Genomic DNA, 26,331 nt, shown 5'->3' with positions numbered 1-26,331 from the left:
GCTATTTCAAGCCGACGCTCATGAATTGCGTCGGACCAAACGGGTCGATCTTGAAGCCGGTGACGTCTTTGCTGATCGGTTGGTACACGGTGGAATGGGCAATCGGCGTAAAAGGAACCTGCTGCTTGAAGATTTCCTGCGCCTCCATATAGGCCTTGGTTCGCTCGCCGAGATCAGTGGTACCACGGCCTTTCCTGATCAGGTCGTCGAAAGGTTTGTAGCACCATTTTGAAAAATTGCTGCCCTTCACCGCATCGCAGCCGAGCAACACGCCAAGCCAATTGTCAGGATCGCCGTAGTCTCCGGTCCAGCCGATCAGGATCGCCTCGTGTTCGCCGGCATGGGCGCGGCGAATGTACTCGCCCCACTCGTACGTGGCGATCTTCACCTTGACGCCGATCTTCGCCCAATCGGACTGCAGCATTTCGGCCATCAGGCGGGCATTCGGGTTGTAGGGCCGCTGTACCGGCATGGCCCACAGGGTCAGGTCAAAGCCGTCCGGGTAGCCGGCCTCCTTCAGTAACGCCTTGGCTTTATCAATGTCGTAAGGCGCATCTTTCAGGTTCTTGTCGTAGCCCCATTGGGTCGGCGGCATGGGATTCGTCGCGATTTGCCCGGCGCCCTGATACACCGATTCGATGATCGCTTTCTTGTTGATCGACATATCCAGCGCGCGCCGCACCAGCACGTTGTCGAGCGGCTTTTTCGTCGTGTTGTACCCAAGGATGCCCAGATTGAAGCCGACCTCGCTCGGCAGCGCCAGCGACGAGTCGGCCTTGATCTGTGGAATATCCGCGGGACGCGGGTAGCTCATCACCTGACATTCCCCACGTTTCAGTTTCTGCAGCCGCACCGCGGGATCGGTGGTAATCGCGAAGATGAGCTTGCCGACCTTCACGATGCCCGGCTTCCAGTAATCAGGATTGCCGTCGAAGCGGATCGTGTCGTCTTTCGTATAGCTGCGGAAAATGAACGGCCCGGTACCGACCGGGTATTGGTTGATATCGGAAGCCTTACCGGCTTTCAGCAACTGATCCGTGTATTCTGCCGACAGAATCGACGCAAACGGCATCGCGATCTGCTGCAGGAACGGCGCATCGACCTCTTTTAGCGTGAAACGCACCGTGTACGGATCCAGCTTCTCGACTTTGGCGATGTTCTTCGCAAGGCCAAGATCGGTGAAATACGGGAACGGCACCGAGTACGCCTTGCGGAACGGCTGTTCCGGATCGAGCATCCGCTGATAGGTGAAAACGACGTCGTCGGCGTTGAATTCGCGGGTCGGCTTGAAAAACGAGGTGGTCTGGAATTTCACGCCATGGCGTAGATGGAACGTGTACTGCAGACCGTCTTGCGACACATCCCACTTCTCGGCGAGGCCCGGCTCGATATCGGTGCTGCCGCGCGCGAACTCCACGAGGCGGTTGTAGACCGTGTACGAGGCGGCGGTGAATTCGACACTGGTGGTGTACTGCGCACTGTCGAAGCCCGCCGGGCTGCCTTCGGAGCAGAACACGAGGGTTTTGTCAGGCAAGGTGGCCGCGTCGGCACCGGCGGGCGCGAGGCCGGCAGCGAGGACCGCGCAGGCGCTCAGGATTGGCAGACAGGTATGGCGAACTGCAAACAGCAATCGGGATACTGTCATCACGTTCTCCGCACAGCAGCCACGTCAGCTGCGCTTCGATCATAGACAGCACAAAAATCGGGTTCAATGCGGGCTTACACGCCGAAGGGAAAAGACGTGATGAGAATTGCTGCGCCGCAGCAACAGTTTGAGTGTGGAATTCCCGGCGCAAGCACGAGATTTCCGGCATAAAAAAACCGCGCGGCCAAATAAGCCGCGCGGTTTTGTGTCGGCTGCGACTATTCAGTCCTCAAGCGCCCAGCCGTTCGCAGATCGCCTTGGTCGCCGCCGCGCCATTGAGCGTGTAGAAATGCAAACCCGGCACCTTCGCGTCGATGAGACGCCCGCACAGATCCGTCACCACATCCAGCCCGAACGCGCGAATCGACTCGCGGTCGTCGCCGAAGCTTTCCAGACGGCGCGCGACCCAGCGTGGCACTTCCGCACCGCACATCTCCGAGAAACGCATCAGCTGGGAGAAGTTCGTGATCGGCATGATGCCCGGCACGATCGGCACCTCGACGCCGAGCTTCCTCGCGTCGTCGACGAAACGGAAGTACGCGTCGGCGTTGAAGAAATACTGCGTGATCGCGGAATTGGCGCCGGCCTTCACCTTGTGGGCAAAGTTTTCCAGATCGTGACGCGGCGAGCGCGACTGCGGGTGGTACTCCGGATAGCCGGCCACCTCGATCCAGAACCAGTCGCCGAACTCAGCGCGGATAAAGCTCACCAGTTCCGACGCGTAGCGCAGCTCGCCGACTTCGCCCATGCCGGACGGCAGATCGCCGCGCAGCGCGACGATATGGCGGATGCCATGCGCGCGGTACTCGTTCAGGATCGCGCGCAGGCTCTCCTTCGACGAGCCGATGCACGACACGTGCGGCGCCGCTTCGAGCCCTTCCTTCGCCATATCGACGACGGTATCGAGCGTGCCCTGCTGCGTCGAGCCGCCGGCGCCAAACGTCACGGAGACGAACTTGGGCTTGAGCGAGGCGAGCTGCGCGCGGGTGGCGCGCAGCTTGTCGACGCCTTCCTGCGTTTTAGGCGGGAAGAATTCGAATGAAAGTTCAATCGGGTTCATGATTCAGTAGTCAACCGTGGGTCAACCGAGACTGCGGTTGCCGAAAATAAGCGCGGACAGCAGCCACGAAACGATGCTGTACAGAATCGAGCCGAAGAACGCCGACCAGAAACCCGACACCTCGAAGCCCTTCAGCAGCGACGCGCACAGCCAGAAGCACAGCGCATTGACCACCAGAATGAAGAGTCCGAGTGTGAGGATCGTCACGGGCAGCGTCAACAGGATCAGCACCGGTCGCAGGATCGTATTGATCAATCCGAGCACGACCGCGACGATCAGTGCGGTACCGAAACTGCGGATATGAATCGACGGGACGAGGTACGTGATGATCAGGAGCGCAAGCGCGTTGATCAACCAGGTCAGCAGCACGGTCATGTAGAGCTCCTTTTGGCAGGATGTCCGGTTGAACGGAAAGAGGCGGGCATGGCGAACAAAGCGGCGCATTGTGCGCCGCCCTGTCGTCAAACTGCCATGCTTTTAAACCGCCCGCGTGCCTGATGCTACGTAACAGCGGCTATTTAACTGCGGCGACGTAACAGCAGCCACTTAGTAGCGGTAGTGGTTCGGCTTGAACGGACCGTTCTTGTCGACGCTGATGTAATTCGCCTGATAGTCCGACAACACCGTCAGCTCCGCGCCGATACGGCCCAGATGCAGGCGCGCGACCTTTTCATCAAGGTGCTTCGGCAACACGTAGACCTTGTTTTCGTACTTGTCGCCGTGAACGAACAGTTCGATCTGCGCGATCGTCTGGTTCGTAAACGATGCCGACATCACGAACGACGGGTGGCCCGTCGCGCAACCCAGATTCACCAGACGCCCTTCAGCCAGCAGGATGATGCGCTTGCCGTCCGGGAAAATGATGTGATCGACTTGCGGCTTGATGTTTTCCCACGTGTACTTGCGAGTGGAAGCAACGTCGATTTCCGAATCGAAGTGACCGATATTGCAGACAATCGCGTTGTTGCGCATGGCAGCCATGTGATCGTGGCCGATCACATGGAAGTTGCCGGTTGCCGTGACGAAAATGTCGGCCTTGTCGGCGGCGTACTCCATCGTCACGACGCGGTAGCCTTCCATGGCTGCTTGCAGTGCGCAGATCGGATCGATTTCCGTGACCCATACCGTGGCGCCCAGACCGCGCAGTGATTGCGCGCAGCCCTTGCCCACGTCGCCGTAACCCGCCACGACCGCGATCTTGCCGGCGATCATCACGTCGGTTGCGCGCTTGATACCGTCGACCAGCGACTCGCGGCAGCCATACAGGTTGTCGAACTTCGACTTGGTGACTGAGTCGTTGACGTTGATGGCCGGGAACGGCAGGCGGCCTTCCTTTTCCATCTGGTACAGACGATGCACGCCGGTCGTGGTTTCTTCGGTCACGCCCTTGATCTGCGCGAGACGCGTGGAGTACCACACCGGATCGGCGTCGAGGTGCGTGGCGATCGACTTGTATAGCGCGATTTCTTCTTCGTTTTCCGGCTTCGAAATGACCGAGCGGTCTTTCTCAGCCTTCGAGCCGAGGATCAGCAGCAACGTGGCGTCGCCGCCGTCGTCGAGGATCATGTTGGCGAATTCGCCGTTCGGCCATTCGAAAATGCGGTGCGAGAATTCCCAGTATTCGTCGAGCGATTCGCCCTTGAATGCGAACACCGGCACGCCGCCTTCCGCAATCGCGGCGGCTGCATGATCCTGCGTCGAGAAAATATTGCACGAGGCCCAGCGCACGTCCGCGCCGAGTGCCGTCAAGGTTTCGATCAGCACGCCGGTTTGGATCGTCATGTGCAGCGAACCCGCGATGCGCGCGCCCTTCAGCGGCTGCGAGGTCTTGTATTCCTCGCGCGTTTGCATCAGGCCGGGCATTTCGGTTTCAGCGATATTCAGTTCCTTGCGGCCCCAGGCGGCAAGCGACATATCGGCGACAACGGATTCCTGCTTGGAATTTGAATCGAGAACAGCGGCGTTCATCACGCCCTCCTTTCTAAAAAATTGACTAGAAATTTGACGTGAGCGCGGTTCGATGCGGTGGATGGGAAAGCGCTATGCGCATCCGATCCTTCCGATTGAAGCCTTCGAGCCTGGCGGGCGGCCAGCGAATATGCTGATTCGCGGTACCCGTCGCAACGCTCCTCGAAGACGAACGGCGATTGTAGCAAATCGAGATGGCTTCGGGGCGTGGAACGGGTTGAAGGGGTGGGCGCTTTTTGGCGGCTCCCTTATATATATTCGGCCGAATGCGATGGTGAACTGGCGCGGTTCGGCTCGGTGCCCGGGCGCTTTGGGGCTTTGGGGCTTTGGGGCTTTGGGGCTTTGGGGATTTGGGGCTTTGGGGATTTGGGGATTTGGGGATTTGGGGATTTGGGGATTTGGGGATTTGGGGATTTGGCAGGAGTCTAGTGCGGGCGCGGCGCACCTTGTCCTGCTGTCGGGCTACTTTGGTGTCTGGAACCTACGCGGCCTGATTCGGAATCATAGCCGCGGCTGCTTCGCCAGCGACGCTTGCCGCGCGCAATTGCTCGATACCCGCGCGCGCGGTTTCGAGGAACTGCCTGGAAAAACGAAATGCGTCATCCAGATCGACGGGATCCGGCTTCCGCATGCCGAGCGCGATGCGGAAATAGCGTTCGGCGTGAATGCCGGAGTGGTAATGCATGCGCACGCGCTTCACATCGTCGAGGCGCCGGTTGCCGAAAATCTCGCGCAGTGCCCAGGAAAACGCCCCATCTTCTCCACCGATGCGGCGAAACGCGTCATCCATTGGGAAGCCGCCGAGTGCGGCATACACCGCGCGGCGGATGATCAGGCTGCTCGGCACCGTATTGCTGAGCGTCGCCGCATGCCTGTCGAAATTGGCGTGGCTGACGATGTCGGCCGGAAAATCCGTGTATTCCACGTCGAGCCGCACGGACACTTCCTTGGGGTTCTGCACGAGAAACGTGCTGGCGGCGGCCAGGGCGCCGGGCAGGTATTCGTCGTCGGCATCGAGGAAGGCCAGCAGGCTGTGCGACGCATGCATCGCGCCCCAGTTGCGCGCTCGCGCCGCGCCGCCGTTGGCCGGCATCCGCAGCAGGCCCACGCGTTCGTCGAGGCTTCCGCAATACGCAACGAGCTCGGCGGAGGCATCCGTCGAGCCGTCGTCCACCACGATGATCTGCGCAGCTTCGGGCTGAATCAGGCAACTTTGGAGTGCGCGGGCGAGCGTCGCCGCGCCGTTGTAGCAGGGGATGATGATCGAGATGGGCGTCATGAATTGAAACGGGCGCTGCGGGCCGAACGGTAGAGAACCGCCGATGGTAGCCCGTTTCCGGCGGCGTCCATCCTGGAAAAGCGATCTGCGCCTTTGCACCGAACTACGAGCCGCGCCTGAACGGCGCCGCTCGAAAAGGCGCCATCAAGCTGGGCCGCAATATAAATACGATGACTTACAATCGTCCAGATCATTCCAAATTGGAATTCTGGAGCCGAGATCGTGGAACTACGCGCGCTGCGGTATTTCGTCGAAGTGGTCCGTCAACAGAGCTTCACCGTTGCCGCCGAGCATTTGTTCGTCACGCAGCCGACCATCAGCAAGATGGTCAAGTCGCTGGAAGACGAAATCGGTTCGCCGCTGCTGTTGCGCGACGGACGTCAGATGGTGCTCACCGACGCCGGCCGGATCGTCTACCAGCGCGGTCAGGACGTGCTGGCGGCGCACGCGCAGTTGCAGGCCGAACTGAACGATCTCGACACGCTAGGCCGCGGCGAGCTGACCATCGGCATTCCCCCAATGGGCGGCTCGCTCTTCACGCCGGCCATTGCCGCGTTCCGCCAGCGCTACCCGAAAATCGAACTGAAGCTGTTCGAGCAGGGGGCGCGCGCGATCGAAGCCGCGCTGATCCACGGCGAGCTGGAGCTAGGCGGCGTGCTGCAACCGGTCGACCCGGAAAACATCGAGGTGCTGCCGATGACGCGGCAATTGCTGTGGCTCGTCGCGCGCACGGGTTCGCGCTGGGACGACCTGCACGAAGTGCCGCTCGCCGAGCTCGCCCACGAGCCGTTCGTGTTCTACGGCGAGAGCCTCGCGCTCAACGATGTCGTGCTGAATGCGTGCCGCACCGCCGGGTTTGCGCCGACCATCGTCGGGCGCAGCGGGCATTGGGATTTCATGGCGGCGCTGGTGCTGGCCGGCGTCGGCATCGCGCTGCTGCCCGCGCCGTATTGCCGACGGCTCGACGCGGCGCAGTTCACCTGCCGCCCGGTGGTGGAACCGGAGATTCCGTGGGAAATGGCGATTGGCTGGCGTCGTAACGGCTATCTGTCGCACGCGGCGCGCGCGTGGCTGGAGGTGGCCCGCGAGACCCTGCCGGGCCAGGCCGGTGACGATTTCATGGTGGGGCCGGGTATCGGTATCTCCGGCATCACCGCACCGAGCCAGACACCGCCGTCGTAAATGGGACCAGCGCGAAGCGGCCACCGCAAACGCAGCCGCCGCAAACGCAGCCACCGCAAACGCGGCCGGCCAAATGACAACATGCCGCCCGGCGCGAACCGGGCGGCATGTTTTTTGGGCTCGCCCCAAGGGATTACTGCGAGGCTTACCTCGATGGCTCCGTCACTGCTATTGCGCGACGAACTCGATGCGGCGGTTCGCAAAGCGGCCGCTCGCCGTGTCGTTGCTCGCGACCGGCTGCGCGTCGCCATAACCTTGCGCGACTAGCGAATCCGCCGGCACCCCCGTCTTCACGAGATACGCGCGAACCGCTTCAGCACGTTTCTTCGACAGTTGCAGATTGGCTTGTGCCCCGCCGACATTGTCCGAATAGCCGGCCACTTCGAGCTTGGCCGTCTTGCCGTTGCGCGCACAGGCGTTCAGCACTTGCGCCGACTGGTTCAGGTCTTCAATCGCCGAGGCCGGCACGCGAGCGCTGGCGCTCGTGAAGTTGATCACCTGCAGGTTCAGCACCTTGACCACGTCCGCTGCCGCGCACGGGCTGTCCGGCGTGAGCAGGCCCTTGATCGCGCCGCGGAAGGTCTCGGTTGCGTTGGCGACCGCCTGTTCGACGTTGAACGAACCGATCTGGTACGACGCGCCGAACAGCGACTTCAGCTTGTCGAGCCAGCCGAGCCTGGCGTTCGCCGCGCTGCCGCTCAATTCGATGTGCGCACCGTCCACTTTCACTTCCGCACCCGGCAGTGCCATCAACGGCAGCAGGCCGTCCAGATGAGCGAGCCAGTCGGCCGGCTTGGTGTCCTGATCGACCGTGACGTTCGCGACGAACTGGTCTGCGCCGAAGCGCCTGGTCAGCGCCTCGATCAACTCAGTCTTTTCGGCTTCGCTGCCGAGCGTGGCGGTGAGCGTCGGCTTGCCGCCGGCGTCGACCTTGAAGCTCAGCACGCTGTCTTTGGTCGGCGCGGGTGCGGCTGCGGGTAGCTGCGCGTCACTGGCGGCGCTTGCTGCAGCGGCGGCAGCAGGCGTCGAAGCCGCGACATCGCTAGCCGCGGGCATTGCAGCCGCGGCGGCCGAGGCCTCAACCGGTGCGGACGCGGGTTGCGCGGTCACCGCGGCTTCCGCGCTGCTGCGTTCCGCCGATTGCTCGCTATGGCAACCGCGCAGGAACAGGAAAGCCAGCACGGCGGCGATCGCCGCGAGCAGCCACCACAGCCATTTGTGCTGACGGCGCTCTTCACGCACCACTGCGTCGGCAGGCACACGGATGCTCGACAGGGCTTCGGCTACCGGCTTGGCGGCAGGCGTTGGATGGTCGATATGCGCCGAGACCGCTTTCAACTGCGACAGAATATTGCCGGTGAATGCGCCGAGCCCGCTCAGACCGAGGCCGGTCATCAAACGGTCGTTCAGGTGCGGTGCAACGGCCGGCAGTTGATGGCCCAGCAGTGTCGGCAACTGGCCGACGTTGCCCTGACCTTCGAGAAAATGCCGTTTCAACAGGCCCAGCAGCGTTGCGCCGACGATACCCGTCATGGCGTGCGTGGCATGCGCCGGCACGCCGGTTTGGGTCGCGACTTCGTCGCTGAGCGTATCGACGCGACGATCGAGCGCGCGCTCGAGCAACTGCCGCCCGACGCCTTCCAACTGGCTCACGCCCGTGGTGGTGCCGAGCAGTTGCGGCAACTGCTCGGCGATGTGCCCGTTCACCTCGGGCGCGAGGATCGTGGCGAACAGCGAGCGCGCGCCGTCGAGCGTCGCGCCCTTCTGCATCAGGCCGGCGACCAACGCCGGGCCGGTTGTTGCCAGCACCTTCTGGGTCGCGTCCGGCGGCAGCCCGAAGCGGGCCGCCAGCTGTCGCACGACGCTGTCCGTCAACGCGGACTGAATCAGCTGAATCACATTGATACTCATCGCTTCGCTTCCTTGATTTCCCGAACGCGTCACCTGACGCGCTCTTTTTCGCGGCGCGATTATAGGTTTGGGGAAATCTCATAAACGGATCGGCACAATTTATGACGAATTAACCGACGTTCGCCTAAATATTCTTATATTTGCGACCCAGATTAGGAAGATTGATGCGTCACCGTGGCCGGAGTGAGGCAAGCGACGATTAATGGATTTTGCACACACGCCTGCCTGGGGCTCGCACGCTGAACGCGCGAAGAGCAACGTCAGGCGCCGCCCGACTCGGGCGACGCTCGCTGTCAAGCCTGTTGCGCCGTCAAGCCGCGACGCCGGCAGTTCCCGCCGACGCCGACGCCGACGCCATCGTCGGCGCCGGCGCCGTTTGCCCCTCGCGCCGACTCGCCGCGATCAATTCGGCCGCGCGCTCACCGATCATTACCGTCGGCGAATTCGTGTTGCCGCCGATCAAGGTCGGCATCACGGAGGCATCGACGATCCGCAGTCCCGTCACGCCGCGTACCCGCAACTGCGGATCGACCACCGATTGCGCATCGCCGCCCATCCGGCAAGTGGCCACCGGGTGATAGATGGTGTCGGCATGCTCGGCGATGGTCCGGCGCAACGCCTGCTCGCTCTGACCAGGATGCGTGTACAGCTCCTTGCCGCCATGCAGCGCCAGCGAAGGCGCGTCGAGGATGCGCCGCGCCATCTGCGCGCCTTCCACCAGCAGGTCGAGATCGCGCGAGTCGCTGAAAAAACGCGGATCGATCAGCGGCGCGGTGCGGGCGTCGGCGCTTGCGAGCGTCACCGTGCCGCGGCTATGCGGCCGCAACACACACACGTGCAGCGAATACCCATGGCCCCAGTGCATATGGCGGTTGTGATCGTCGACGATCGCGGCGCAGAAGTGCAGTTGCAGGTCCGGGCGCGCGAGCGTGGGCCGGCTCTTCAGAAATCCGCCCGCTTCGGCGACATTGCTCGACAGCATGCCCTGCCCATGCCGCATGAAGCTCACAAACTGCGGCAGCATCCGTGCGATGCCGCGAATCGAAAAGCCGGTCGGCTCGATCGACGACACCCGTTTGTTGATCGTGAAGTCGACGTGGTCGATCAGGTTCTGGCCGACCTCGGGCGCATCGTGCAGCACCGTAATGCCGAGCGAGCGCAGATGCGCCGCCGGCCCGATGCCCGAGCACATCAGCAGTTGCGGCGAATTGAACGCGCCCGCTGCCAGCACCACCTCGGCGCGCGCCTCGAGCGTTTCCGTACGGCCGCCGCGCACGATTTCGACGCCGCTCGCGCGCTTGCCGTCGAAGGTCGCGCGCAGCACTGTGGCATCGGCGAGCGTATGCAGATTGGGGCGCGCGCGGTCGTAGATATAGGCGCGCGCGACGCTGCAGCGCCGTCCGTCGCGCTGCGTCACCTGATAGAAGCCGATGCCTTCCTGATCCGCGCCGTTGAAGTCGTGGTTCGGTTTGTAACCGGCTTCGGTCGCGGCCTGCACAAAGCGCTTCGAAAACGGATTGCGATAGCGCAGATCGGACACCGTCAGCGGCCCCTCCCCGCCGTGCCATGCATCTGCGCCGCGCTCGTTGCCTTCGGCGCGGCGGAAATACGGCAGCACCTCGTCCCACGACCAGCCTTCGCAGCCAAGCTGCGCCCATTCGTCGTAATCGAGAGGATGGCCGCGCGTGTAAATCATTGCGTTGATCGCGCTCGAGCCGCCGAAGCCCCGCCCGCGCGGCTGATAGCCCTGGCGTCCGGCGAGTCCGGGCTGGGGCGTTGTCAGATAACCGTAGTTGGTCTTGAGTTTGTGCGGCACCACGGCCGCCACGCCAACCGGCATGTTCACTAACAGATTGCGGTCCGTATGCGGACCGGCTTCGATCAGGGCGATTGTGGCGTCGGGGCAGCTATCCGCCAGACGGCTCGCGAGCGAGCAACCGCCCGAACCGGCACCGACGATGATGTAGTCGTATTGCATGCGCTCCTCCTGGTGGGGCCGCGTTGCTCGCGAACCCTGTCTGGTGCACACTTGTCTACGTGTGTTTATCGGCATTGTAGGGAGCGTTGGTGTGCCACGGCGGGTTCGTGTCAGAGCGATCCCTCTAAACGAAAGCGTCCCTGCGACCCTATGATGAAAGACGCGCATCCGCCCGCCGGGCGGCTTCGCAAGGCATTCGAACGCGGCACTCCGGGCGCCGTCCTCTGAGCGTGCGGCATGACACGCAGCGATAAAACAACACGCCGTCGAGCAGTGACGGCGCGCATCCGGTGAACGGAGACAGCAGATGAAAGCGCACAGCTTCGGCCACACCCACGACGTGACAAATCAGGCGCCGCCGCTTGCGGACTACAACCTGTTTTCGAGTGACGTGGCGTTGTCCTCCGCCCTCGAACGCGAGGGGGCCGCGTGGCATCGCGAGGTCCTGCAGCGGCATGGCGCGGCGCTCACCACGCCGGAAACGCTCGCGCTCGCCGAACTGGCGAACCGCCATACACCCGAACTTTTCACGCACAGCCCGCGTGGCGAACGCATCGACGCACTGGAGTTTCATCCTTCGTGGCATACGCTGCTGTCCCTGTTGCGCCGCGAAGGCCTGCACGCGTTGCCGTTTTCGGATCCGCAGCGCGGCGCAATGGTGGCGCGTTGCGCCGGCTACTTCCTGCACGCGCAACTCGAATCCGGTTCCCTCTGCCCGCTGACGATGACCTTCGCCAGCATCCCGGTGCTGCAACGCGAACCCGCGTTGTTCGACACACTGCGCGACAAGCTCTATACCCGCGAACACGATTCACGCGACTTACCGCTCGCGCAAAAAACCTCCGCAATGATCGGCATGGGGATGACCGAGAAACAAGGCGGCTCGGACGTGCGCAGCAACCAGACCCGCGCGTATGCCACGCGCGGCAGCGGCCGTGGCGCCGAATACCGCCTTGTCGGTCACAAATGGTTTTTCTCCGCGCCGCAATGCGACGCGCATCTGGTGCTCGCCCGTACCGACGATCACGAAGGCCTCTCATGCTTCTTCGCGCCGCGTTTCGCGCCGGACGGCAGCAAGAACGCCGTGCAGATCCAGCGTCTGAAAGACAAGCTCGGCAATCGGTCGAATGCCAGCAGCGAGGTCGAGTTCCTCGACGCGTTCGGGATCATGATCGGCGACGAAGGCCGCGGCGTGCCGACCATCATCGAAATGGCGAACTATACGAGGCTCGATTGCGTGATCGGCAGCGCGGCCTTGATGCGCGCGGCGCTGGTGCAGGCGATTCATCATGCACGGCACCGCAGCGCCTTCGGCCGGCATCTGGCGGATCAGCCGCTGATGCGCAATGTGCTCGCCGACCTGGCGCTGGAATCGGAAGCCGCGACGGTCCTGTTCATGCGACTCGCACGCGCTTTCGAAGCGTCAGCGGATGCGTCGTCCGCGCCGGCCGAACGCGCATGGCGCCGGATCGTCACCCCGGCGGCGAAGTACTGGGTCTGCAAGCGCACGCTCGAATTCACCGGCGAGGCGATGGAAGTGTGGGGCGGCAACGGTTATGTCGAGACCGGTCCAATGGCGCGCTTCTATCGTGAAGCGCCCGTGAATTCGATTTGGGAAGGCTCGGGCAACGTAATGTGCCTCGACGTGTTGCGCGCGCTGGAGCGCGAGCCCGAAGCGGCGCAGGCCTTGTTCGCCGCGTGGCAAGCGGATGCGCAAGGACACCCGGCTTTGAGCGCCGCGCTCGGCAAGCTCGCCGCCACGCTGAACGGCGCACCCGACACGCGGGAAGCCTCCGCGCGGCGGATCGCGCAGCAGATCGTGCTGATCGCGCAAGCCACCTTGCTGGTGAAGCACGCGCCGCCGGAAGTCGCCGAGGCCTTCATCGCGACGCGGCTCGCCGACGGCTGCGGCGAGAGCGGCCGCGTGTACGGTACGCTGCCGGTCACGTTCGACCACGCGGCAATCGTCGAGCGGACGTTTCCCGTTTGAAGCGAAGTGCGCGGATCGACGCGGTGTGCGTCCCGGTCTGAAGCGAGCGGATCGATAGCGATGCCGCACTGCCAGTCTTGAGCTGACCCACTGGCCCGCGCTTTTACTCCGCTTTTGCAAGACCGTTGCCAGCAAGACAGGACAACCAACCGGATAAGCGCGACTCGACGCGCACCGTTATCCATCAGGGAGTGGGCACACATGAAGAACGATCTACCCGAGGTCGCCGCGCTCGAAGCGCTGCTGCGCGATCAACGCCATGCTTATTTGCGCGCGCCGTATCCGTCGTGGGAAAACCGCGACGCGCACCTGAAAGCGTTGCGCAAAGTCATGCTCGACAACCGCGACGCACTCGCCGACGCGATGAATGCCGACTTTGGCAATCGCGCGAAACAGGAAGTGCTGCTCGCCGAATTCCTGCTGATCAAGGGTGAGATCGACGCCGCGCTCCGGCACGGCAAACGCTGGATGAAAGCGCAACGCCGCAGCACCAACAAATGGCTGATGCCGGCGCGCGCGAAAGTCGTGCCGCAGCCGCTCGGCGTGGTCGGCATCATCGTGCCGTGGAATTATCCGGTGCTGCTCGCCGTCGGTCCGCTGATCAGCGCGCTGACGGCCGGCAACCGCGCGATCATCAAGATGTCGGAGCTGACGCCGCGCACCTCGGCGCTATTCGAGCAATTGATCGGCCAGACCTTCGCGCGCGATCACGTCGCGGTGGTGAACGGCGACGCCGCATTGGGCGCCGCGTTCAGCGCGCAACCGTTCGATCACCTGCTGTTCACCGGCTCGACCAGGGTCGGCCATGAAGTGATGCGCGCCGCCGCCGAACATCTGACGCCGCTCACGCTTGAGCTTGGCGGCAAATCGCCGGCCATCATCGGTCAGCATGCGCGCTTCGACAACGCGGTGGATAACCTCATCGCCGGCAAGACGCTCAACGCGGGCCAGACCTGTGTCGCGCCGGACTACGTGCTGGTGCCGCGCGGCAAGGAGCAGGCGTTCATCGCACGGGCGCGCGCGCGGATGGCGAAGATGTACCCCGACTTTGCGCACAACCTCGATTACACGTCGATCATCTCGGAGCGGCACTTCGCGCGGCTGCAACGTCTTGCCGACGAAGCGCAGGCCGCCGGCGCGCAACTGCACATGCTCACGGACAGCACGCCGGACGAGGCAAGCCGTCGCTTCCCGCTGATCGCCGTCACGAATGCGCCGGATGAAAGCGCGCTGATGCAGGAGGAAATCTTCGGCCCGCTGCTGCCGATCGTCTCTTACGACACGCTCGACGATGCGATCGCATGGGTCAACGCGCGTCCGCGTCCGCTTGCGCTGTATCTCTACGCCGACGACACCGCCACCATCGAACGCGTCACGCGCGAAACCATCGCGGGCGGCATGGCGATCAACGAAACGCTGATGCATCTGGCGTGCGAAAGTCTGCCGTTCGGCGGCGTCGGGGCGAGCGGGATGGGGGCGTATCACGGCTATGAAGGCTTCGTCACCTTCTCGAAGATGAAGCCGGTGCTGACGCAGGCGCGCCTGAACGCGCGTGGCTGGATTTCGCCGCCGTATGGCAAGCGGGTGAATGCGCTGCTGAAGCTGATGATGCGGTTTTGATGCGGCGGGCATCCGTGGGGCAGGTAACCGTGGGGCGCCATCCACGCGGCGGGCAACCGTGGGGCGACCACCCCATGGAGCAGGCAACGGTAGGACGGTCAACCGCGCGCGCCACGGCGACCGCGTGACAAGCGGCCGACACGACGGCCCCTTACAGCATTCAACGCCCAGCCGCCCCACCCGAAACGTCCGTTATATCCGTCGCAACCACATCGATGACGTCCTGAACACCGGCCGCAGCGCTTTCCGGCTCATGCTCGGCACCGCTTTCCAGCCGATGCAGCCAGGCGAGCAACTCCGCCACCACCTGATAAAGCTCGGGCGGAATCCGCGTATCGAGATCGACCTGCATCAGCAACGAGACCATTTCCGGCGCCTCGTGCACATACAGGCCAGCCTCCTTGGCGCGCTGCACGATCAACTCGGCCAGCATGCCGTAGCCTTTGGCGATCACGCGCGGTGCGGGATCGCTGCCCTGTGCGTCGTAGACGAGCGCGGCCGCGCTGCGGCGATGTCTGCGGCTCATCACATATCCCAGTCGAAATCGTCGAGCGGCGCGGCGCCCGCGCGACCAGCACGCGTCTCGCGGCGCCCCGCCGGCACCTTGTCAGCAGCCGAAGCCGACGCCGCCGAGCGCGCATACGCCGACGCCGCCGCTTGCGCGGTCGCCGCTGCCCCCGCCGCGCTAGCCGGCGCTCCGCCGCCGATTTCGCGAATCGTCAGTCCGTTCAGTTCGATGCCCGCAGCCGCGAGTCGTTGCCGGAAACTCTCACCCTGCATCGCCATCTGCGCCGCACCGGCCGGACTTGCCTGCACGCGCGCGACCAGCCGCGAGCCGGTCAGCGTCAGGTCCGCATCGACGGTGCCGAGCGTCGGCAGCGAAAGTGTGAGGCGCGTCCGCCAGGGTTGATTCTCCTCGCTTGCCGTGCCGCCGCCGCTGCGGTCCCACTCGTCGCCCTCCTGCTCGATGGTCCAGTCGAGCCTGGCGCCCGGCCATGCTTCGCCGGTCCAGCGAAACTGCCCGGTGGCAAGCAGATCGAGTTGCTGACGCACCAGGGGAACAGTCGCGGGATGAACCGAGGCTGCCATCGATTGCGAATTTTGCGACGACCCGTCGTCGGCCAGTTGCGCCGCGGCGCTGTGCACGCTCGCGTGCGCCGGCTGGCCGTTCAGGTCGGACAGAGAACTCGCCAGCACCTCGCCTGCTACGAAACGCGCGGCCTGCGCGGTCTGGATCGACGGCGTCGCACGGGCTGCCGCGTTGCCGTCCGGCGCGCCGTTGGCCGGGCCGTTGGAGCCCGTGCCCGTACCCTGACGGGGTGCCGCGTTGGACGAAGAAGCCTGATCGGCGTCGCTCGCCCAATCGAGCGGCAATTGCGTCGCGGCCGCCACCAGCTTGTTCTGCGCCTCGTCAGCGAGCGCGGCGGGCGGCCGCTGCCCCGCCAGCCATTGTGCGAGATGGGCTTCGTAGAACAGGCCGCTAACGTCTACCGTCTGTTCGAGTGCGGCCGCGAGCGCCGCGACCGGCACCTGAGCCGCCGCCACCTTGGTGGTGGCTGTCGCCGCGGCGGCATTCGGATTCGTGGATGAAGCAGCCGGCGTATCGAAGAGCGGCAAGCCGCCGGCCTCGACATCGAGCGCGGGCGCGGCCGGCCAGATGGGCACCTGGCCGAGCACCGCCGGAGTTGTCGCGCCGCCCGAGTTGATGATCGCATTGAGCGTCAGCGCGACGGCGGACAGCGCGGTTTGCGCGGAAGCCGGTGGGGTGGCGGGTGGCGTGAGGGGTGTGACGGTGACAGGCGCGCTATCGACGCCCGCCGCACCGGTCTGGGAGGCGGTCGCACTGCCCGGCGCGAGATCGAGCAGACTGTCGATCCGGTTCGCGAGCAACGAACTGACGACCGTGTCGATTCCGTTCATACCGATTCCTTCGTCACATTGGCGGCAACGCGCTCACATACCGTCGGGCAGACTCGCGCAAACGCGCCCTGCGCCGATGAACTCAGCGCGCCCCGTACAGTTCCTTGAGCACGCGAGTCGGCCGTCCGGCGAACAGCGCCGACAGATTGGCCATGCGCGGATTCGCCAGATCGCGGATCGCAGCGTCGTCGGCCAGGATCTGACAGATCAATGCATATTTGCGCATGCGCTCCGCATCGTCCAGCTTGACGTCGGTTTCCGCGTCTCTCAACGACTCCACCAGATTCCGATATTCCTCCTGCAAGTGGACCAGATCGCTCCACAGGGCACGCCGGGCAGCCGTCAGCATGCGGCGGGAAATCGCTGCGATCGCCTCGTAGCGGGCGAAATATTCTACGTTCGATGTCATCTCATGCTTTCCGCGGCGGCCGGCTGGGCTGCCATCCGCGCGATCTCGGGGGCAATGCCGACCCATGCCTCTTCGAGCGTCGCCAGCAGGCCGTCCACCTCGACCAGCATCGCCTCGCTCTGTTTTATGTTGGCTTCGAGCAGCCGGCGCGACATATAGCTATATAGCGCGTTCAACCGCTCTGCAATCTCGCCGCCCGCTTCAACGTTGAGCGACTGCTGCAGCCCGCTTTCGACGATCTGAATCGCCTTGCCGATCGCCTCGTTTCGAGCCGGCACATTGCCCATCTGAATATGCATGCGCGCTAGCGCGATAGCCCGCCGGGCGCCCTGATACAACATCACGATCAGACGATGCGGACTCGCGCCCATCACCTCTGTCTCGACGTCGACGCGCGCGTACGCATTGGCTCCAGAGTCTCCTGGCGACAACATCGGCGCTCCTCCTCTCTTGCACTACGTTTGGTCGTGACACCCGATCCGGATGCATTGCCACACCCCGATCTCTGCCTGTATCTGGTTATCGGATAGGCAGCGGGAAAGCTTTAGGCCGATGTAAGGAGGATTACGGGGACGACGGGGACGATATCGCGCTGAGCGCGGCAAGGCCGTCTGCCACGAAGCGCCGCAAGGGCGCGCCGGGCGGACTGTCCTGCCGTGCAGCCGCACGGCGTTGCAACTGGGCGCATGCGTTCGGGCGGGCGGAACAGCCCTGCCGCCCGAATCGCGTTGAATCGCAGCTACACCGACATCTGCATGATGTCGTTATAGGCCGACACCAGTTTATTGCGCACCTGCAGGCCGAACTGGAAACCGACGTTGGCCTTCTGCATGTCCACCATCACGTCGTTCAGCGAAACGTTGGACGCGCCGAGTTCGAACGCCTGCGATTCGCCGGCCGCCTTGGTCTGATCACTGCTGATCTTGTCCAACGAGGCCTTCAGCGCCGAGGCGAAACCGCCGGCCGAAGCCGCGCCGGACGCGTCGGCCACGCCGGCCGCCGTGCTGCCGCCGGCCGCTTGCGCCGCCATCGACTGCATCTGTTGCAGCGCCGACGAGAGCGCGTTCACGGGCAAAGTCATGTTCTCTCCAGGAATGACGACCGGCATGCCAGAAACCGTACCGATCTGAGCGAAAGCATAGCAGTGGACCATCCGGGAAAGCCCCGAAACTAGGGGGGAAACCCGGCTCTATTCAAGCAATCGGGTTGAGCGGCGCTGCGGATAATTTCAATGGTGAAAGTCTCTGTCCGTGCGCCCGCCGACCCTCGGTGCGGCTAAGCGACAGAAACGCAAAGGCATCCCGGAGATACCCGACGCATGGATTCGTCAGCCAACTCTTTGATCAACCCCGACGCCCGCATGGGCCTCGCCGGCGCGCAGCCAGGCGGCGTCGCGGCCGGCGCCGGCCAGGCCGGCGGCGCAGCCGATCTCGGCGGCCTCGGGGCGAACCTGGGCGGCAACTTCGGCCAGCGCCTGTCGGGGCTCGCGCAAATGCGCGGCAACCCGCGCGCGCCGCTGATTTTCGCGGTCGCGTTGCTGGTCGCGATCGTCGCGGGTCTGTTCCTATGGTCGCGGGCGCCCGACTACAAGGTGCTCTACAGCAACCTGTCGGACCGCGACGGCGGCGCCATCATCACCGCGCTGCAGGCCGCCAACATTCCCTACAAGTTCTCCGACTCCGGTGGCGCGATCCTCGTGCCGGCCGAGCAGGTGCACGAAATGCGCCTGCGTCTGGCTTCGCAAGGGCTGCCCAAGAGCGGCTCAGTCGGTTTCGAACTGATGGACAACCAGAAATTCGGCATTAGCCAGTTCGCCGAGCAGGTCAATTATCAGCGCGCGCTGGAAGGTGAACTGGAGCGCACGATCGAGTCGATTTCGTCGGTGAAGTCGGCGCGCGTGCATCTGGCCATTCCGAAACCTTCCGTGTTCGTGCGCGACAAGGAAGCGCCGTCGGCTTCCGTGCTGGTCAACCTCTACCCGGGCCGCGCGCTCGACGAAGGCCAGGTGCTGGCGATCACCCATATGGTGGCGTCGGCGGTGGCGGACATGCCGGTGAAGGGCGTGACCATCCTCGACCAGGACGGCAATCTGCTGACGCAGTCGCCCACCGGCAGCGGTCTGGACGCCTCGCAACTGAAATACCGTCAGCAGATCGAACGCAACACGCAACAGCGCATCGACGCGATCCTGGAGCCCCTCTTCGGCTCCGGCAACGCGCACTCGCAGGTCAGCGCCGATATCGACTTCTCGCGCAGCGAGCAGACCTCGGAAAACTATGGTCCGAACGGCAACCCGCAGCAGGCGGCGATCCGCAGCCAGCAATCGAGCACTGCCACCGAGATGTCGCAAGCCGGCGCCTCGGGCGTGCCCGGCGCGCTGTCGAACCAGCCGCCGCAGCCTGCTTCCGCACCGATCACGGCGGCCAGCGGCACGGCCGGTGTGACGACCACGCCGGTCAGCGACCGCAAGGATTCGACCACCAATTACGAACTCAACAAGACCGTGCAGCATCTGGAACAACCGATGGGCGGCATCAAGCGTCTGTCGGTGGCCGTGGTGGTCAACTATCAGCGGGTAGTCGACGCCAGGGGCCACGCGACGATGCAACCGGTCACCGCCGACAAGCTCGCCCAGGTCAATCAACTGGTGAAGGACGCGATGGGCTTCGACGCCACGCGCGGCGACTCGGTCAACGTGGTCAACAGCCCGTTCACCGCCGACGTCGACCCCGTTGCCGACCTGCCGTGGTGGCGCACGCCGGACATGATCGCGCTCTACAGGCAGATTGCGACCTACCTCGGCATCGGCGCAGTGGCCCTGTTCCTCTACTTCGTGATGGTGAAGCCGGCGCTGCGTCGCGCGTTCCCGCCGCCGGCGCCGCTCACCACCGCGCTGTCCTCGCCGGGCGACGAACCGATCCTGCTCGACGGCATTCCAGCCGCCGAACGCGAAGGCACAAGCGTCCAACTGGAAACGGACAGCGAAGTGCTCGCGCTCGAAAGCGCCAAACAGAAATACGACCGGAACCTGGAGTTCGCGCGCAACATCGCGCGCCAGGATCCGAAAATCGTCGCAACCGTCGTGAAAAATTGGGTGTCCGATGAGCGCTGAAGGCGTAATGAAGAGCGCGCTCCTGCTGATGTCGATCGGCGAGGAAGAAGCCGCGCAGGTGTTCAGGTTCCTCGGGCCGCGTGAGGTTCAGAAGATCGGCGTCGCCATGGCCGCCCTGAAAAGCGTGACGCGTGAGCAGGTCGACGAGGTCTTGCAGGAATTCGTCCGCGAGGCGGAAACGCACACCGGCATGTCGCTGGATTCGAACGAGTACATCCGCTCGGTGCTCACCAAGGCGCTTGGCGACGACAAGGCTGGCGCGATCATCGACCGGATTCTGCAGGGCAGCGATACCAGCGGGATCGAAGGCCTCAAGTGGATGGACTCCGCGGCGGTGGCGGAACTCATCAAGAACGAGCATCCGCAGATCATCGCGACCATCCTGGTTCACCTGGACCGCGATCAGGCCTCCGAAATCGCCGCCTGCCTTAGCGAACGGCTGCGTAACGACGTGCTGCTGCGGATCGCCACGCTCGACGGCATCCAGCCGGCCGCGCTGCGCGAACTCGACGACGTGCTCACCGGCCTCCTGTCCGGCAGTGACAACCTGAAGCGCAGCCCGATGGGCGGCATCCGCACGGCAGCCGAAATTCTCAACTTCATGTCGAGCAATCATGAAGAAGGCGTCATCGAGAACGTTCGCCAGTACGACGCGGAACTCGCGCAGAAGATCATTGATCAGATGTTTGTGTTCGAGAACCTGCTCGATCTGGAAGACCGCGCGATCCAGATGTTGCTGAAGGAAGTCGAGTCCGAGGCGTTGATCATCTCGCTGAAGGGCGCGCCGCCCGCGCTGCGCCAGAAATTCCTGTCGAACATGTCGCAGCGTGCTGCCGAACTGCTCGCCGAAGACCTCGATGCGCGCGGCCCGGTCCGCGTCTCCGAAGTCGAGACGCAGCAGCGCCGCATCCTGCAGATCGTGCGCAATCTGGCGGAAAGCGGCCAGATCGTTCTAGGCGGCAAGGCGGAAGATGCATATGTCTGATCAAAACACCTCGGCGAAGGAACGCCTCTCGGCCTACCAGCGCTGGGAGATGGCCTCGTTCGATCCGGTGCCGCCCGCGCCGCCCGAACCCGAAGTCGACGACGGTGCGTTCGAAGCCGAACTCCAACGTCTGCGCGACGTCGCGCATGCGCAGGGCGTCGCGACGGGTCACGTGGCCGGCCAGGCGCTGGGTTATCAGGCCGGTTACGAGCAGGGCCACGCTCAAGGTTTCGCGCAGGGCCAGAGCGAAGCACGCGAAGAAGCGGCGCGCCTCGCCGCGCTGGCCGAGCCCTTCAGGAGGGCACTCGAGGGCGCGCAGGGCGCGATCTCGGAGACCCTGGTTGCGTTGGCGCTGGATATCGCGCAACAGGTGGTACGCCAGCATGTGCAGCACGATCCAACCGCGCTGATTGCCGCCGCCCGCGAGGTACTGGCTACGGAGCCGGCGCTGATCGGGGCGCCGGCGCTGATCGTCAGCCCCGCCGACCTGCCGGTCGTCGAAGCTTATCTGATGGAAGAACTGCAAACGCGTGGCTGGACTGTGCGCACCGATCCGTCGGTCGAACGCGGCGGCTGCCGCGCGCAAGCCGGCACCGGTGAGGTCGATGCGGGTATCGACACGCGCTGGGAGCGCGTCGCCGGCGCCCTCGGCAGGGTGAGCACATGGTGAAGCCGACGCTCGAAGAGATCCGCGCCAGTGATCTGACGCCGCTCGAACGCGAGCTCGCGCTGGCGTCGTTCGGCGCCGAGGCGCTGGTGGATGTGCCGGCCGCGGCTACGCCCGCTGCGGCTGCAATCGCGGCCATCGACGCTGCGTTGCGTGAGCCGGGGGCCGGGCATCCGGGGGCCGGCCACCCGGCAACGGGCGCAGCGGCAAGCCGCGAATCCGCTGCCGCGAGCCGTGAATCCGCCACTTCGAGCCCCGCTTCAACCGCCGCCGCCCACGCCCCGTACGATCCCGCGCTCGACAGCAACCCGCACGTCCAGGCCTGGCGCGGCCGGCTCGACGCGCTGCGCGCGCGCAGCGCAATCGCCAGGCCGATGCGTGCCTGCGGACGGTTGACGCGCGCCGCCGGCCTGGTGCTCGAAGCGGTCGGCCTGCGCCTATCAGTGGGCGCCGAAGTGATGATCGAACTGCCGGCCGGCAGTTCGCTGCCGATGGCCGAAGCCGAAGTGGTCGGCTTCTCCGGCGACAAACTGTTTCTGATGCCGACTACCGAAGTGATCGGACTCCTGCCCGGCGCGCGTGTCTATCCGCTCGAAAGCGCGCCGATCGCCGATCCGATGGCGGGCGCGAAGCGCTTGCCGGTCGGCTGGGAATTGCTTGGCCGCGTGCTGGACGCGTCCGGCCGCCCGCTCGACGGCCTCGGCCCGCTCGGCGCGCATGCCGACGCGCCGCTGTCCGCACCGGTCATCAACCCGCTGAACCGCGAGCCGATTCATCAGGTGCTCGACGTCGGCGTGCGCGCGATCAACGCGCTTCTGACCGTCGGCCGGGGCCAGCGCATGGGGCTGTTCGCCGGTTCGGGCGTGGGTAAATCGGTGCTGCTCGGCACCATGGCGCGCTACACCAGCGCCGAAGTGATCGTGATCGGCCTGATCGGCGAACGCGGCCGCGAAGTGAAGGAATTCATCGAGCAGATTCTCGGCGAGGAAGGCCTCGCGCGCTCGGTGGTGATCGCCGCGCCTGCCGACGTCTCGCCGCTCTTGCGGATGCAGGCCGCGTCGTACTCGACCTCGCTGGCCGAATATTTCCGCGACCAGGGCAAGCACGTGCTGCTGCTGATGGATTCGCTGACCCGCTACGCGATGGCGCAGCGCGAGATCGCGCTGGCCGTGGGCGAGCCGCCCGCCACCAAGGGCTATCCGCCTTCGGTGTTCGCCAAGCTGCCGGCGCTCGTCGAGCGGACCGGCAATGGTCCGGCGGGCGGCGGCTCGATCACCGCGTTCTATACCGTGCTGACCGAAGGCGACGACCAGCAGGACCCGATCGCCGACTCCGCCCGCGCAATTCTCGACGGTCATATCGTGCTGTCGCGCTCGCTGGCCGAGGCCGGCCACTACCCCGCGATCGATATCGAAGCGTCGATTAGCCGGGCAATGACCGCGTTGATCGAGGATAACCATCTCGAGAAGACGCGTATGTTCAAGCAGATGCTGTCGCGCTATCAGCGCAACCGCGATCTGATCAACGTCGGCGCCTATTCGAGCGGGCGCGACGCGCTGCTCGACCGGGCGATTGCGCTGTATCCGCGAATGGAAGCATTTTTGCAGCAAGGTTTTCGCGAATGCGCGAACTTTAAGCCGAGTCTCGAGATGCTGGACGCGCTGTTTGCCTAAGGAGGCTGACGATGGCGAAACACTTTCCGATCAAGACACTCATCGGCCTGGCCCAGGACGACGTGGATGCCGCCGCACAACGTCTGGGCCGCGCGCAGCGCGAGCGCAACGACGTGCAGTCGCAGCTCGACGCGCTGGTGCAGTACCGCGACGAATATCACACGCGTTTCACGGCGACCGCCCAGGCGGGCATGCCCGCCGGCAACATGCGTAATTTTCAGGCATTCATCGACACGCTCGACACCGCCATCGAACAGCAGCGCAACCTGCTGGTGACGGCCAATGCGCGCGTCGAAGCTGCCAAGCCCGACTGGCAGCGCCAGAAGCAGAAGCTTGGTTCGTATGAAGTGCTGCAGGCGCGCGGCGAGACTGCCGAGGCGAAAACCGTGGCGCGGCGCGACCAGCGCGATGCCGACGAACACGCCGCCCGCATTCTGAGGATGCGCACCGAAGGCGCTTGAAGCGCCCCGGCGCCGCCTCGATTGACGGAACACCCCGTTTGACGGATTGACAGGATTCCCTATGTCGCCTCTTTCACCGATCGGCTCACTGCCTGGCTCCGCCAGCAGCACGTCCAACAGCGCTGCCATCGCCGCTGCGGCGAACGCCAAATCGTTCTCGCAAACTCTGCAACAGAACATCCAGCTGCAAAACAATCTGGCCGTGCAGAGTGCGAGCCCGCCGCCGGCTTCGTCGTCGAGCGTGCATGACGCACCGCCGCCGCCCGATCCTTCGACGAAGAGCCCGGATACCGGGAGCAGTAACACTAACAATTCGACGAGCGCTTCCTCGTCCGGGTCGTCGTCTGCTGCGACTGCCTCGTCTGCTTCGTCCGGGTCGTCTGCCTCGTCCGGGTCATCTGCTTCGTCCGCTTCGTCCGCTTCGTCTGCTTCGTCTGCTTCGTCTGCCAATACGCAGCAGGCCTCGACCGACAAGACCAAAGCCACGCTGCCGAAGTCCGGCAACACGACCACGCAGACCGACGCGGGCACGGCCGCAGCGGCGGCCGCTGCGCGGGCCGAGGCTCAAGCCAATGCGAATAACGCGACCGACCCGGCGAGCGCCGACCCCGACACAGCACTGACTGACGCCGCAACAGCACTGCCCGGCACGGGCACGGGCACGGACGCCACAACGCGCGGCACCACCGGCAAAAAGGCTGGCGCAACCGATCCGAAGTCGGTGCAGGACGCCTTGCAGGCGGCGCTAGCCGCGCTGGCGAACGGCCAGGGCGTGGTGCCGGCGCAGGCGCTGGCGAGCGGCGCGGCGGCGCACGCGGCAAGCGGTCTGGGGACTGGCGCGAACAACGGACTGAACGGATCAGCGGACGGCAAGACGCTTGCGGCCGGATTGTTCGGCGAGGGCAAGGGATCGAGCGCTGGCAAGGCCGCGTTGACGACGGCGGCCACGACCATGGTCGATCCGTCGGCGGCGACGAAGGCAGCGGCTGACGCGCAGAGCGCGCCGGCTGGCGGCGGTGCGCAGGCTGGCGATCTGGCGTCCTTCAATAGCGCGACCGATGCCGCGACCGCGGCGCTGGCAGCGAGCCAGGTCGCCGCGGCGAGCGCCGCGAGTACGACAGCGGCCGTGCAAACGACGGGTAACGCCGGCGCGGCGGAAGCAGCGAATGCGTTGTCGCCGCCGGTGGGTACGACGGACTGGGAAGATGCGTTGAGTCAGAAGGTGGTGTTTTTGTCGAATGCGAATTCGCAGAGTGCCGAGCTGACTTTGAATCCGAAGGATCTGGGACCGCTGCAGGTTGTGTTGCAGGTTGCCGATAACCATGCCCATGCGTTGTTTGTGTCGCAGCATCAGCAGGTGCGGGAGGCGGTCGAGGCCGCGTTGCCGAAGCTTCGTGAGGCGATGGAGTCCAATGGGATTGGGTTGGGGAGCGCGAGTGTTAGCGATGGGTTTGCCCGCCAGGGGGGTGGGCAGCAGAGTGCTGATTCGGGGCAGTCAGGGAGGGGAGGCAGCGGGGCTGCGGGGGCTTTTACCAGCAGCGCTGGGGGGGATTCTGAGTCCGTTGATAACGGAGGGAGTGGTGCCGTGCGGCGGAGTGTGGGATTGGTGGATACGTTTGCTTAGTCGTTTTTTTGCCTGGGCGGCGGTTGATGTCTGGTTGCCTGCGGCGGTGGGGTTTGCTTGATTTGGGTTGGCCTGCGCGGCGGTTTTTGTCTGTGTTTTTATGGGGTTTGTCTTTGCTTGATTTGGGGTTGGCTGCTCGCGATTTTTGTCTGTGTTTTTATGGGGTTGGCCTTTCGTTGATTTCGTTGCCCGCGTGGTGCTTTGTGGTCTGTCTGCCTATGGCGTTGGCCTTTCCTTGAATTCTTATTGGTCTATTAGCGTTGCCCCTGTGCGGGGCGGCACTTACTTTCTTTGCCGCCGCAAAGAAAGATAAGCAAAGAAAGCGGCTCACCCCGCCAGCTCATAAGCGGGTCCCCCGCACAGTCGCGGTAGTGGTGCATCTGGAATCCGTGCCATCGCACATTCGGCGTTAGTGACCAGGCCGTCATCAGCGCCCACTTCGCACTACGTGCGTCGCGGATGGGTATGCATGGGAAACCAGGTGCTTCGTTTCGGCGTGGTGGGGCCATCGGCTTCGCCTCGGCGCGGACGGGTTTGCATGGGAAACCTAGGCTTCGTTTGCGGGCGGCGAGAGGCATCGGTGGTTGGTTGTGCGTAGCGAGAGGTGAACCATCGCGCCGAATGGACGGCAGGCGCAAAAACCGCGCGGACGGTTTTAGAGAAGTGCCCTTCGGCGCGCGCAGCGCCGCCGGAAGTATGACGGCTGTGTCACTCACGCTGAATGTGCGAGAACACAGATTCCAGATGCACCACTACTGTGGCTGTGCGAGGGACCCGCTTGTGAGCTAGCGGTTTGAGCCGCTTTCTTTTGCCTACTTTTCTTTGCGGCAGGCAAAGAAAAGTAGGT

The 26,331-nt window shown here is 64.4% G+C and carries 21 protein-coding genes and 1 riboswitch; of the genes, 9 read left to right on the top strand and 12 right to left on the bottom strand.

The annotated features are described in order from the left end of the window. Nucleotide 1: 1 nt before the first annotated feature. From P0D84_RS00545 to P0D84_RS00525, 5 genes are all read right to left on the bottom strand, one after another. Nucleotides 2–1,645, bottom strand: coding sequence for an ABC transporter substrate-binding protein (locus P0D84_RS00545; protein ID WP_408331579.1), 1,644 nt, complete (start codon nt 1,643–1,645; stop codon nt 2–4). A gap of 229 nt (nt 1,646–1,874) precedes the next feature. Then, nucleotides 1,875–2,705 (bottom strand): methylenetetrahydrofolate reductase [NAD(P)H], encoded by an 831-nt coding sequence (gene metF / locus P0D84_RS00540; protein ID WP_408331577.1) that lies wholly within the window; start codon nt 2,703–2,705, stop codon nt 1,875–1,877. 21 nt (nt 2,706–2,726) lie between these two features. Continuing rightward, nucleotides 2,727–3,080, bottom strand: a complete 354-nt coding sequence (locus tag P0D84_RS00535) for a phage holin family protein (protein WP_013340808.1) — start codon at nt 3,078–3,080, stop codon at nt 2,727–2,729. 171 nt (nt 3,081–3,251) lie between these two features. Further along, nucleotides 3,252–4,673 carry an adenosylhomocysteinase gene (gene ahcY / locus P0D84_RS00530; RefSeq protein WP_408331575.1) on the bottom strand — a complete coding sequence of 474 codons (1,422 nt, stop codon included), beginning with the start codon at nt 4,671–4,673 and terminating at the stop codon, nt 3,252–3,254. A gap of 33 nt (nt 4,674–4,706) precedes the next feature. Continuing rightward, nucleotides 4,707–4,843: riboswitch (S-adenosyl-L-homocysteine riboswitch) on the bottom strand. Between the two features lie 311 nt (nt 4,844–5,154). Then, nucleotides 5,155–5,952: a glycosyltransferase family 2 protein gene (locus tag P0D84_RS00525; RefSeq protein WP_408331573.1), complete on the bottom strand. Its 798-nt coding sequence runs from the start codon at nt 5,950–5,952 to the stop codon at nt 5,155–5,157. Nucleotides 5,953–6,174: 222 nt separating this feature from the next. Here P0D84_RS00525 and P0D84_RS00520 point away from each other — a divergent pair, with 222 nt between their 5' ends. Further along, the gene (locus P0D84_RS00520) at nt 6,175–7,134 is read left to right on the top strand and encodes a LysR family transcriptional regulator (RefSeq protein ID WP_408331571.1); all 960 of its coding nucleotides are present in this window, start codon (nt 6,175–6,177) and stop codon (nt 7,132–7,134) included. A gap of 168 nt (nt 7,135–7,302) precedes the next feature. Here the strand turns inward: P0D84_RS00520 and P0D84_RS00515 are convergent, their stop codons facing one another. Together P0D84_RS00515 and P0D84_RS00510 are read right to left on the bottom strand one after the other, a co-directional pair. Beyond that, nucleotides 7,303–9,045 (bottom strand): OmpA family protein, encoded by a 1,743-nt coding sequence (locus tag P0D84_RS00515; protein ID WP_408331569.1) that lies wholly within the window; start codon nt 9,043–9,045, stop codon nt 7,303–7,305. Nucleotides 9,046–9,355: 310 nt separating this feature from the next. Further along, complete coding sequence (locus P0D84_RS00510) at nt 9,356–11,023, bottom strand: GMC family oxidoreductase (RefSeq protein ID WP_408331567.1); 1,668 nt, start codon at nt 11,021–11,023, stop codon at nt 9,356–9,358. 307 nt (nt 11,024–11,330) lie between these two features. On the opposite strand from P0D84_RS00510, the gene P0D84_RS00505 reads away from it, so the two are divergent. Both P0D84_RS00505 and P0D84_RS00500 read left to right on the top strand, forming a co-directional pair. Then, nucleotides 11,331–13,013, top strand: coding sequence for an isovaleryl-CoA dehydrogenase (locus P0D84_RS00505; protein WP_408331565.1), 1,683 nt, complete (start codon nt 11,331–11,333; stop codon nt 13,011–13,013). A gap of 201 nt (nt 13,014–13,214) precedes the next feature. After that, nucleotides 13,215–14,633: a coniferyl aldehyde dehydrogenase gene (locus P0D84_RS00500; RefSeq protein WP_408331563.1), complete on the top strand. Its 1,419-nt coding sequence runs from the start codon at nt 13,215–13,217 to the stop codon at nt 14,631–14,633. A gap of 160 nt (nt 14,634–14,793) precedes the next feature. On the opposite strand, the gene P0D84_RS00495 is transcribed toward P0D84_RS00500, so the two are convergent. The 5 genes from P0D84_RS00495 to fliE all read right to left on the bottom strand — a co-directional run bounded on the left by P0D84_RS00495 (nt 14,794) and on the right by fliE (nt 18,043). Next, on the bottom strand, nt 14,794–15,159 hold the full coding sequence (locus P0D84_RS00495; protein ID WP_408331561.1) for an EscU/YscU/HrcU family type III secretion system export apparatus switch protein: 366 nt from the start codon (nt 15,157–15,159) through the stop codon (nt 14,794–14,796). Further along, nucleotides 15,159–16,553, bottom strand: a complete 1,395-nt coding sequence (fliK, locus tag P0D84_RS00490) for a flagellar hook-length control protein FliK (protein ID WP_408331559.1) — start codon at nt 16,551–16,553, stop codon at nt 15,159–15,161. Before fliK ends, P0D84_RS00495 begins: the two co-directional genes overlap by 1 nt. Nucleotides 16,554–16,635: 82 nt before the next feature. Beyond that, nucleotides 16,636–16,962 carry a flagellar protein FliT gene (locus tag P0D84_RS00485; RefSeq protein ID WP_408331557.1) on the bottom strand — a complete coding sequence of 109 codons (327 nt, stop codon included), beginning with the start codon at nt 16,960–16,962 and terminating at the stop codon, nt 16,636–16,638. Then, the gene (fliS, locus tag P0D84_RS00480; RefSeq protein WP_408331555.1) at nt 16,959–17,396 is read right to left on the bottom strand and encodes a flagellar export chaperone FliS; all 438 of its coding nucleotides are present in this window, start codon (nt 17,394–17,396) and stop codon (nt 16,959–16,961) included. The genes P0D84_RS00485 and fliS overlap by 4 nt, the downstream gene beginning before the upstream one ends. A 305-nt stretch (nt 17,397–17,701) precedes the next feature. Further along, complete coding sequence (fliE, locus tag P0D84_RS00475) at nt 17,702–18,043, bottom strand: flagellar hook-basal body complex protein FliE (protein ID WP_408331553.1); 342 nt, start codon at nt 18,041–18,043, stop codon at nt 17,702–17,704. A 237-nt stretch (nt 18,044–18,280) separates the two neighbouring features. On the opposite strand from fliE, the gene fliF reads away from it, so the two are divergent. The 6 genes from fliF (at nt 18,281) to P0D84_RS00445 (ending at nt 25,484) form a co-directional block, all read left to right on the top strand. Beyond that, complete coding sequence (gene fliF, locus P0D84_RS00470; RefSeq protein WP_408331551.1) at nt 18,281–20,074, top strand: flagellar basal-body MS-ring/collar protein FliF; 1,794 nt, start codon at nt 18,281–18,283, stop codon at nt 20,072–20,074. Next, complete coding sequence (gene fliG / locus P0D84_RS00465; protein WP_408331549.1) at nt 20,064–21,059, top strand: flagellar motor switch protein FliG; 996 nt, start codon at nt 20,064–20,066, stop codon at nt 21,057–21,059. The genes fliF and fliG overlap by 11 nt, the downstream gene beginning before the upstream one ends. Further along, entirely contained in the window at nt 21,046–21,729 is a 684-nt protein-coding gene (gene fliH / locus P0D84_RS00460) for a flagellar assembly protein FliH (protein WP_408331547.1), read from the top strand. The genes fliG and fliH overlap by 14 nt, the downstream gene beginning before the upstream one ends. After that, nucleotides 21,723–23,399 carry a flagellar protein export ATPase FliI gene (gene fliI / locus P0D84_RS00455; RefSeq protein WP_408331545.1) on the top strand — a complete coding sequence of 559 codons (1,677 nt, stop codon included), beginning with the start codon at nt 21,723–21,725 and terminating at the stop codon, nt 23,397–23,399. The genes fliH and fliI overlap by 7 nt, the downstream gene beginning before the upstream one ends. Nucleotides 23,400–23,410: 11 nt before the next feature. After that, a complete protein-coding gene (fliJ, locus tag P0D84_RS00450; protein WP_408331543.1) occupies nt 23,411–23,860 on the top strand; it encodes a flagellar export protein FliJ in 450 nt (149 codons plus the stop codon). Between the two features lie 61 nt (nt 23,861–23,921). Then, a complete protein-coding gene (locus tag P0D84_RS00445) occupies nt 23,922–25,484 on the top strand; it encodes a flagellar hook-length control protein FliK (RefSeq protein ID WP_408331541.1) in 1,563 nt (520 codons plus the stop codon). Nucleotides 25,485–26,331: the final 847 nt, after the last annotated feature.

The sequence above is a fragment of the Paraburkholderia sp. RL17-337-BIB-A genome, from assembly GCF_046025895.1.
GTDB classification, from domain to species: domain Bacteria; phylum Pseudomonadota; class Gammaproteobacteria; order Burkholderiales; family Burkholderiaceae; genus Paraburkholderia; species Paraburkholderia fungorum_C.
This window is presented reverse-complemented; position numbering and strand designations above follow the sequence as displayed.

Coding starts and splice junctions, on each gene's coding strand:
- fliH (WP_408331547.1), top strand. CDS start 21,046: ATGCATATGTCTGATCAAAACACCTCGGCGAAGGAACGCCTCTCGGCC.
- P0D84_RS00545 (WP_408331579.1), bottom strand. CDS start 1,645: ATGACAGTATCCCGATTGCTGTTTGCAGTTCGCCATACCTGTCTGCCA.
- P0D84_RS00445 (WP_408331541.1), top strand. CDS start 23,922: ATGTCGCCTCTTTCACCGATCGGCTCACTGCCTGGCTCCGCCAGCAGC.
- P0D84_RS00510 (WP_408331567.1), bottom strand. CDS start 11,023: ATGCAATACGACTACATCATCGTCGGTGCCGGTTCGGGCGGTTGCTCG.
- ahcY (WP_408331575.1), bottom strand. CDS start 4,673: ATGAACGCCGCTGTTCTCGATTCAAATTCCAAGCAGGAATCCGTTGTC.
- fliJ (WP_408331543.1), top strand. CDS start 23,411: ATGGCGAAACACTTTCCGATCAAGACACTCATCGGCCTGGCCCAGGAC.
- fliG (WP_408331549.1), top strand. CDS start 20,064: ATGAGCGCTGAAGGCGTAATGAAGAGCGCGCTCCTGCTGATGTCGATC.
- fliE (WP_408331553.1), bottom strand. CDS start 18,043: ATGACTTTGCCCGTGAACGCGCTCTCGTCGGCGCTGCAACAGATGCAG.
- P0D84_RS00485 (WP_408331557.1), bottom strand. CDS start 16,962: ATGACATCGAACGTAGAATATTTCGCCCGCTACGAGGCGATCGCAGCG.
- P0D84_RS00500 (WP_408331563.1), top strand. CDS start 13,215: ATGAAGAACGATCTACCCGAGGTCGCCGCGCTCGAAGCGCTGCTGCGC.
- P0D84_RS00525 (WP_408331573.1), bottom strand. CDS start 5,952: ATGACGCCCATCTCGATCATCATCCCCTGCTACAACGGCGCGGCGACG.
- fliI (WP_408331545.1), top strand. CDS start 21,723: ATGGTGAAGCCGACGCTCGAAGAGATCCGCGCCAGTGATCTGACGCCG.
- fliS (WP_408331555.1), bottom strand. CDS start 17,396: ATGTTGTCGCCAGGAGACTCTGGAGCCAATGCGTACGCGCGCGTCGAC.
- P0D84_RS00535 (WP_013340808.1), bottom strand. CDS start 3,080: ATGACCGTGCTGCTGACCTGGTTGATCAACGCGCTTGCGCTCCTGATC.
- P0D84_RS00515 (WP_408331569.1), bottom strand. CDS start 9,045: ATGAGTATCAATGTGATTCAGCTGATTCAGTCCGCGTTGACGGACAGC.
- P0D84_RS00505 (WP_408331565.1), top strand. CDS start 11,331: ATGAAAGCGCACAGCTTCGGCCACACCCACGACGTGACAAATCAGGCG.
- fliF (WP_408331551.1), top strand. CDS start 18,281: ATGGATTCGTCAGCCAACTCTTTGATCAACCCCGACGCCCGCATGGGC.
- metF (WP_408331577.1), bottom strand. CDS start 2,705: ATGAACCCGATTGAACTTTCATTCGAATTCTTCCCGCCTAAAACGCAG.
- fliK (WP_408331559.1), bottom strand. CDS start 16,553: ATGAACGGAATCGACACGGTCGTCAGTTCGTTGCTCGCGAACCGGATC.
- P0D84_RS00495 (WP_408331561.1), bottom strand. CDS start 15,159: ATGAGCCGCAGACATCGCCGCAGCGCGGCCGCGCTCGTCTACGACGCA.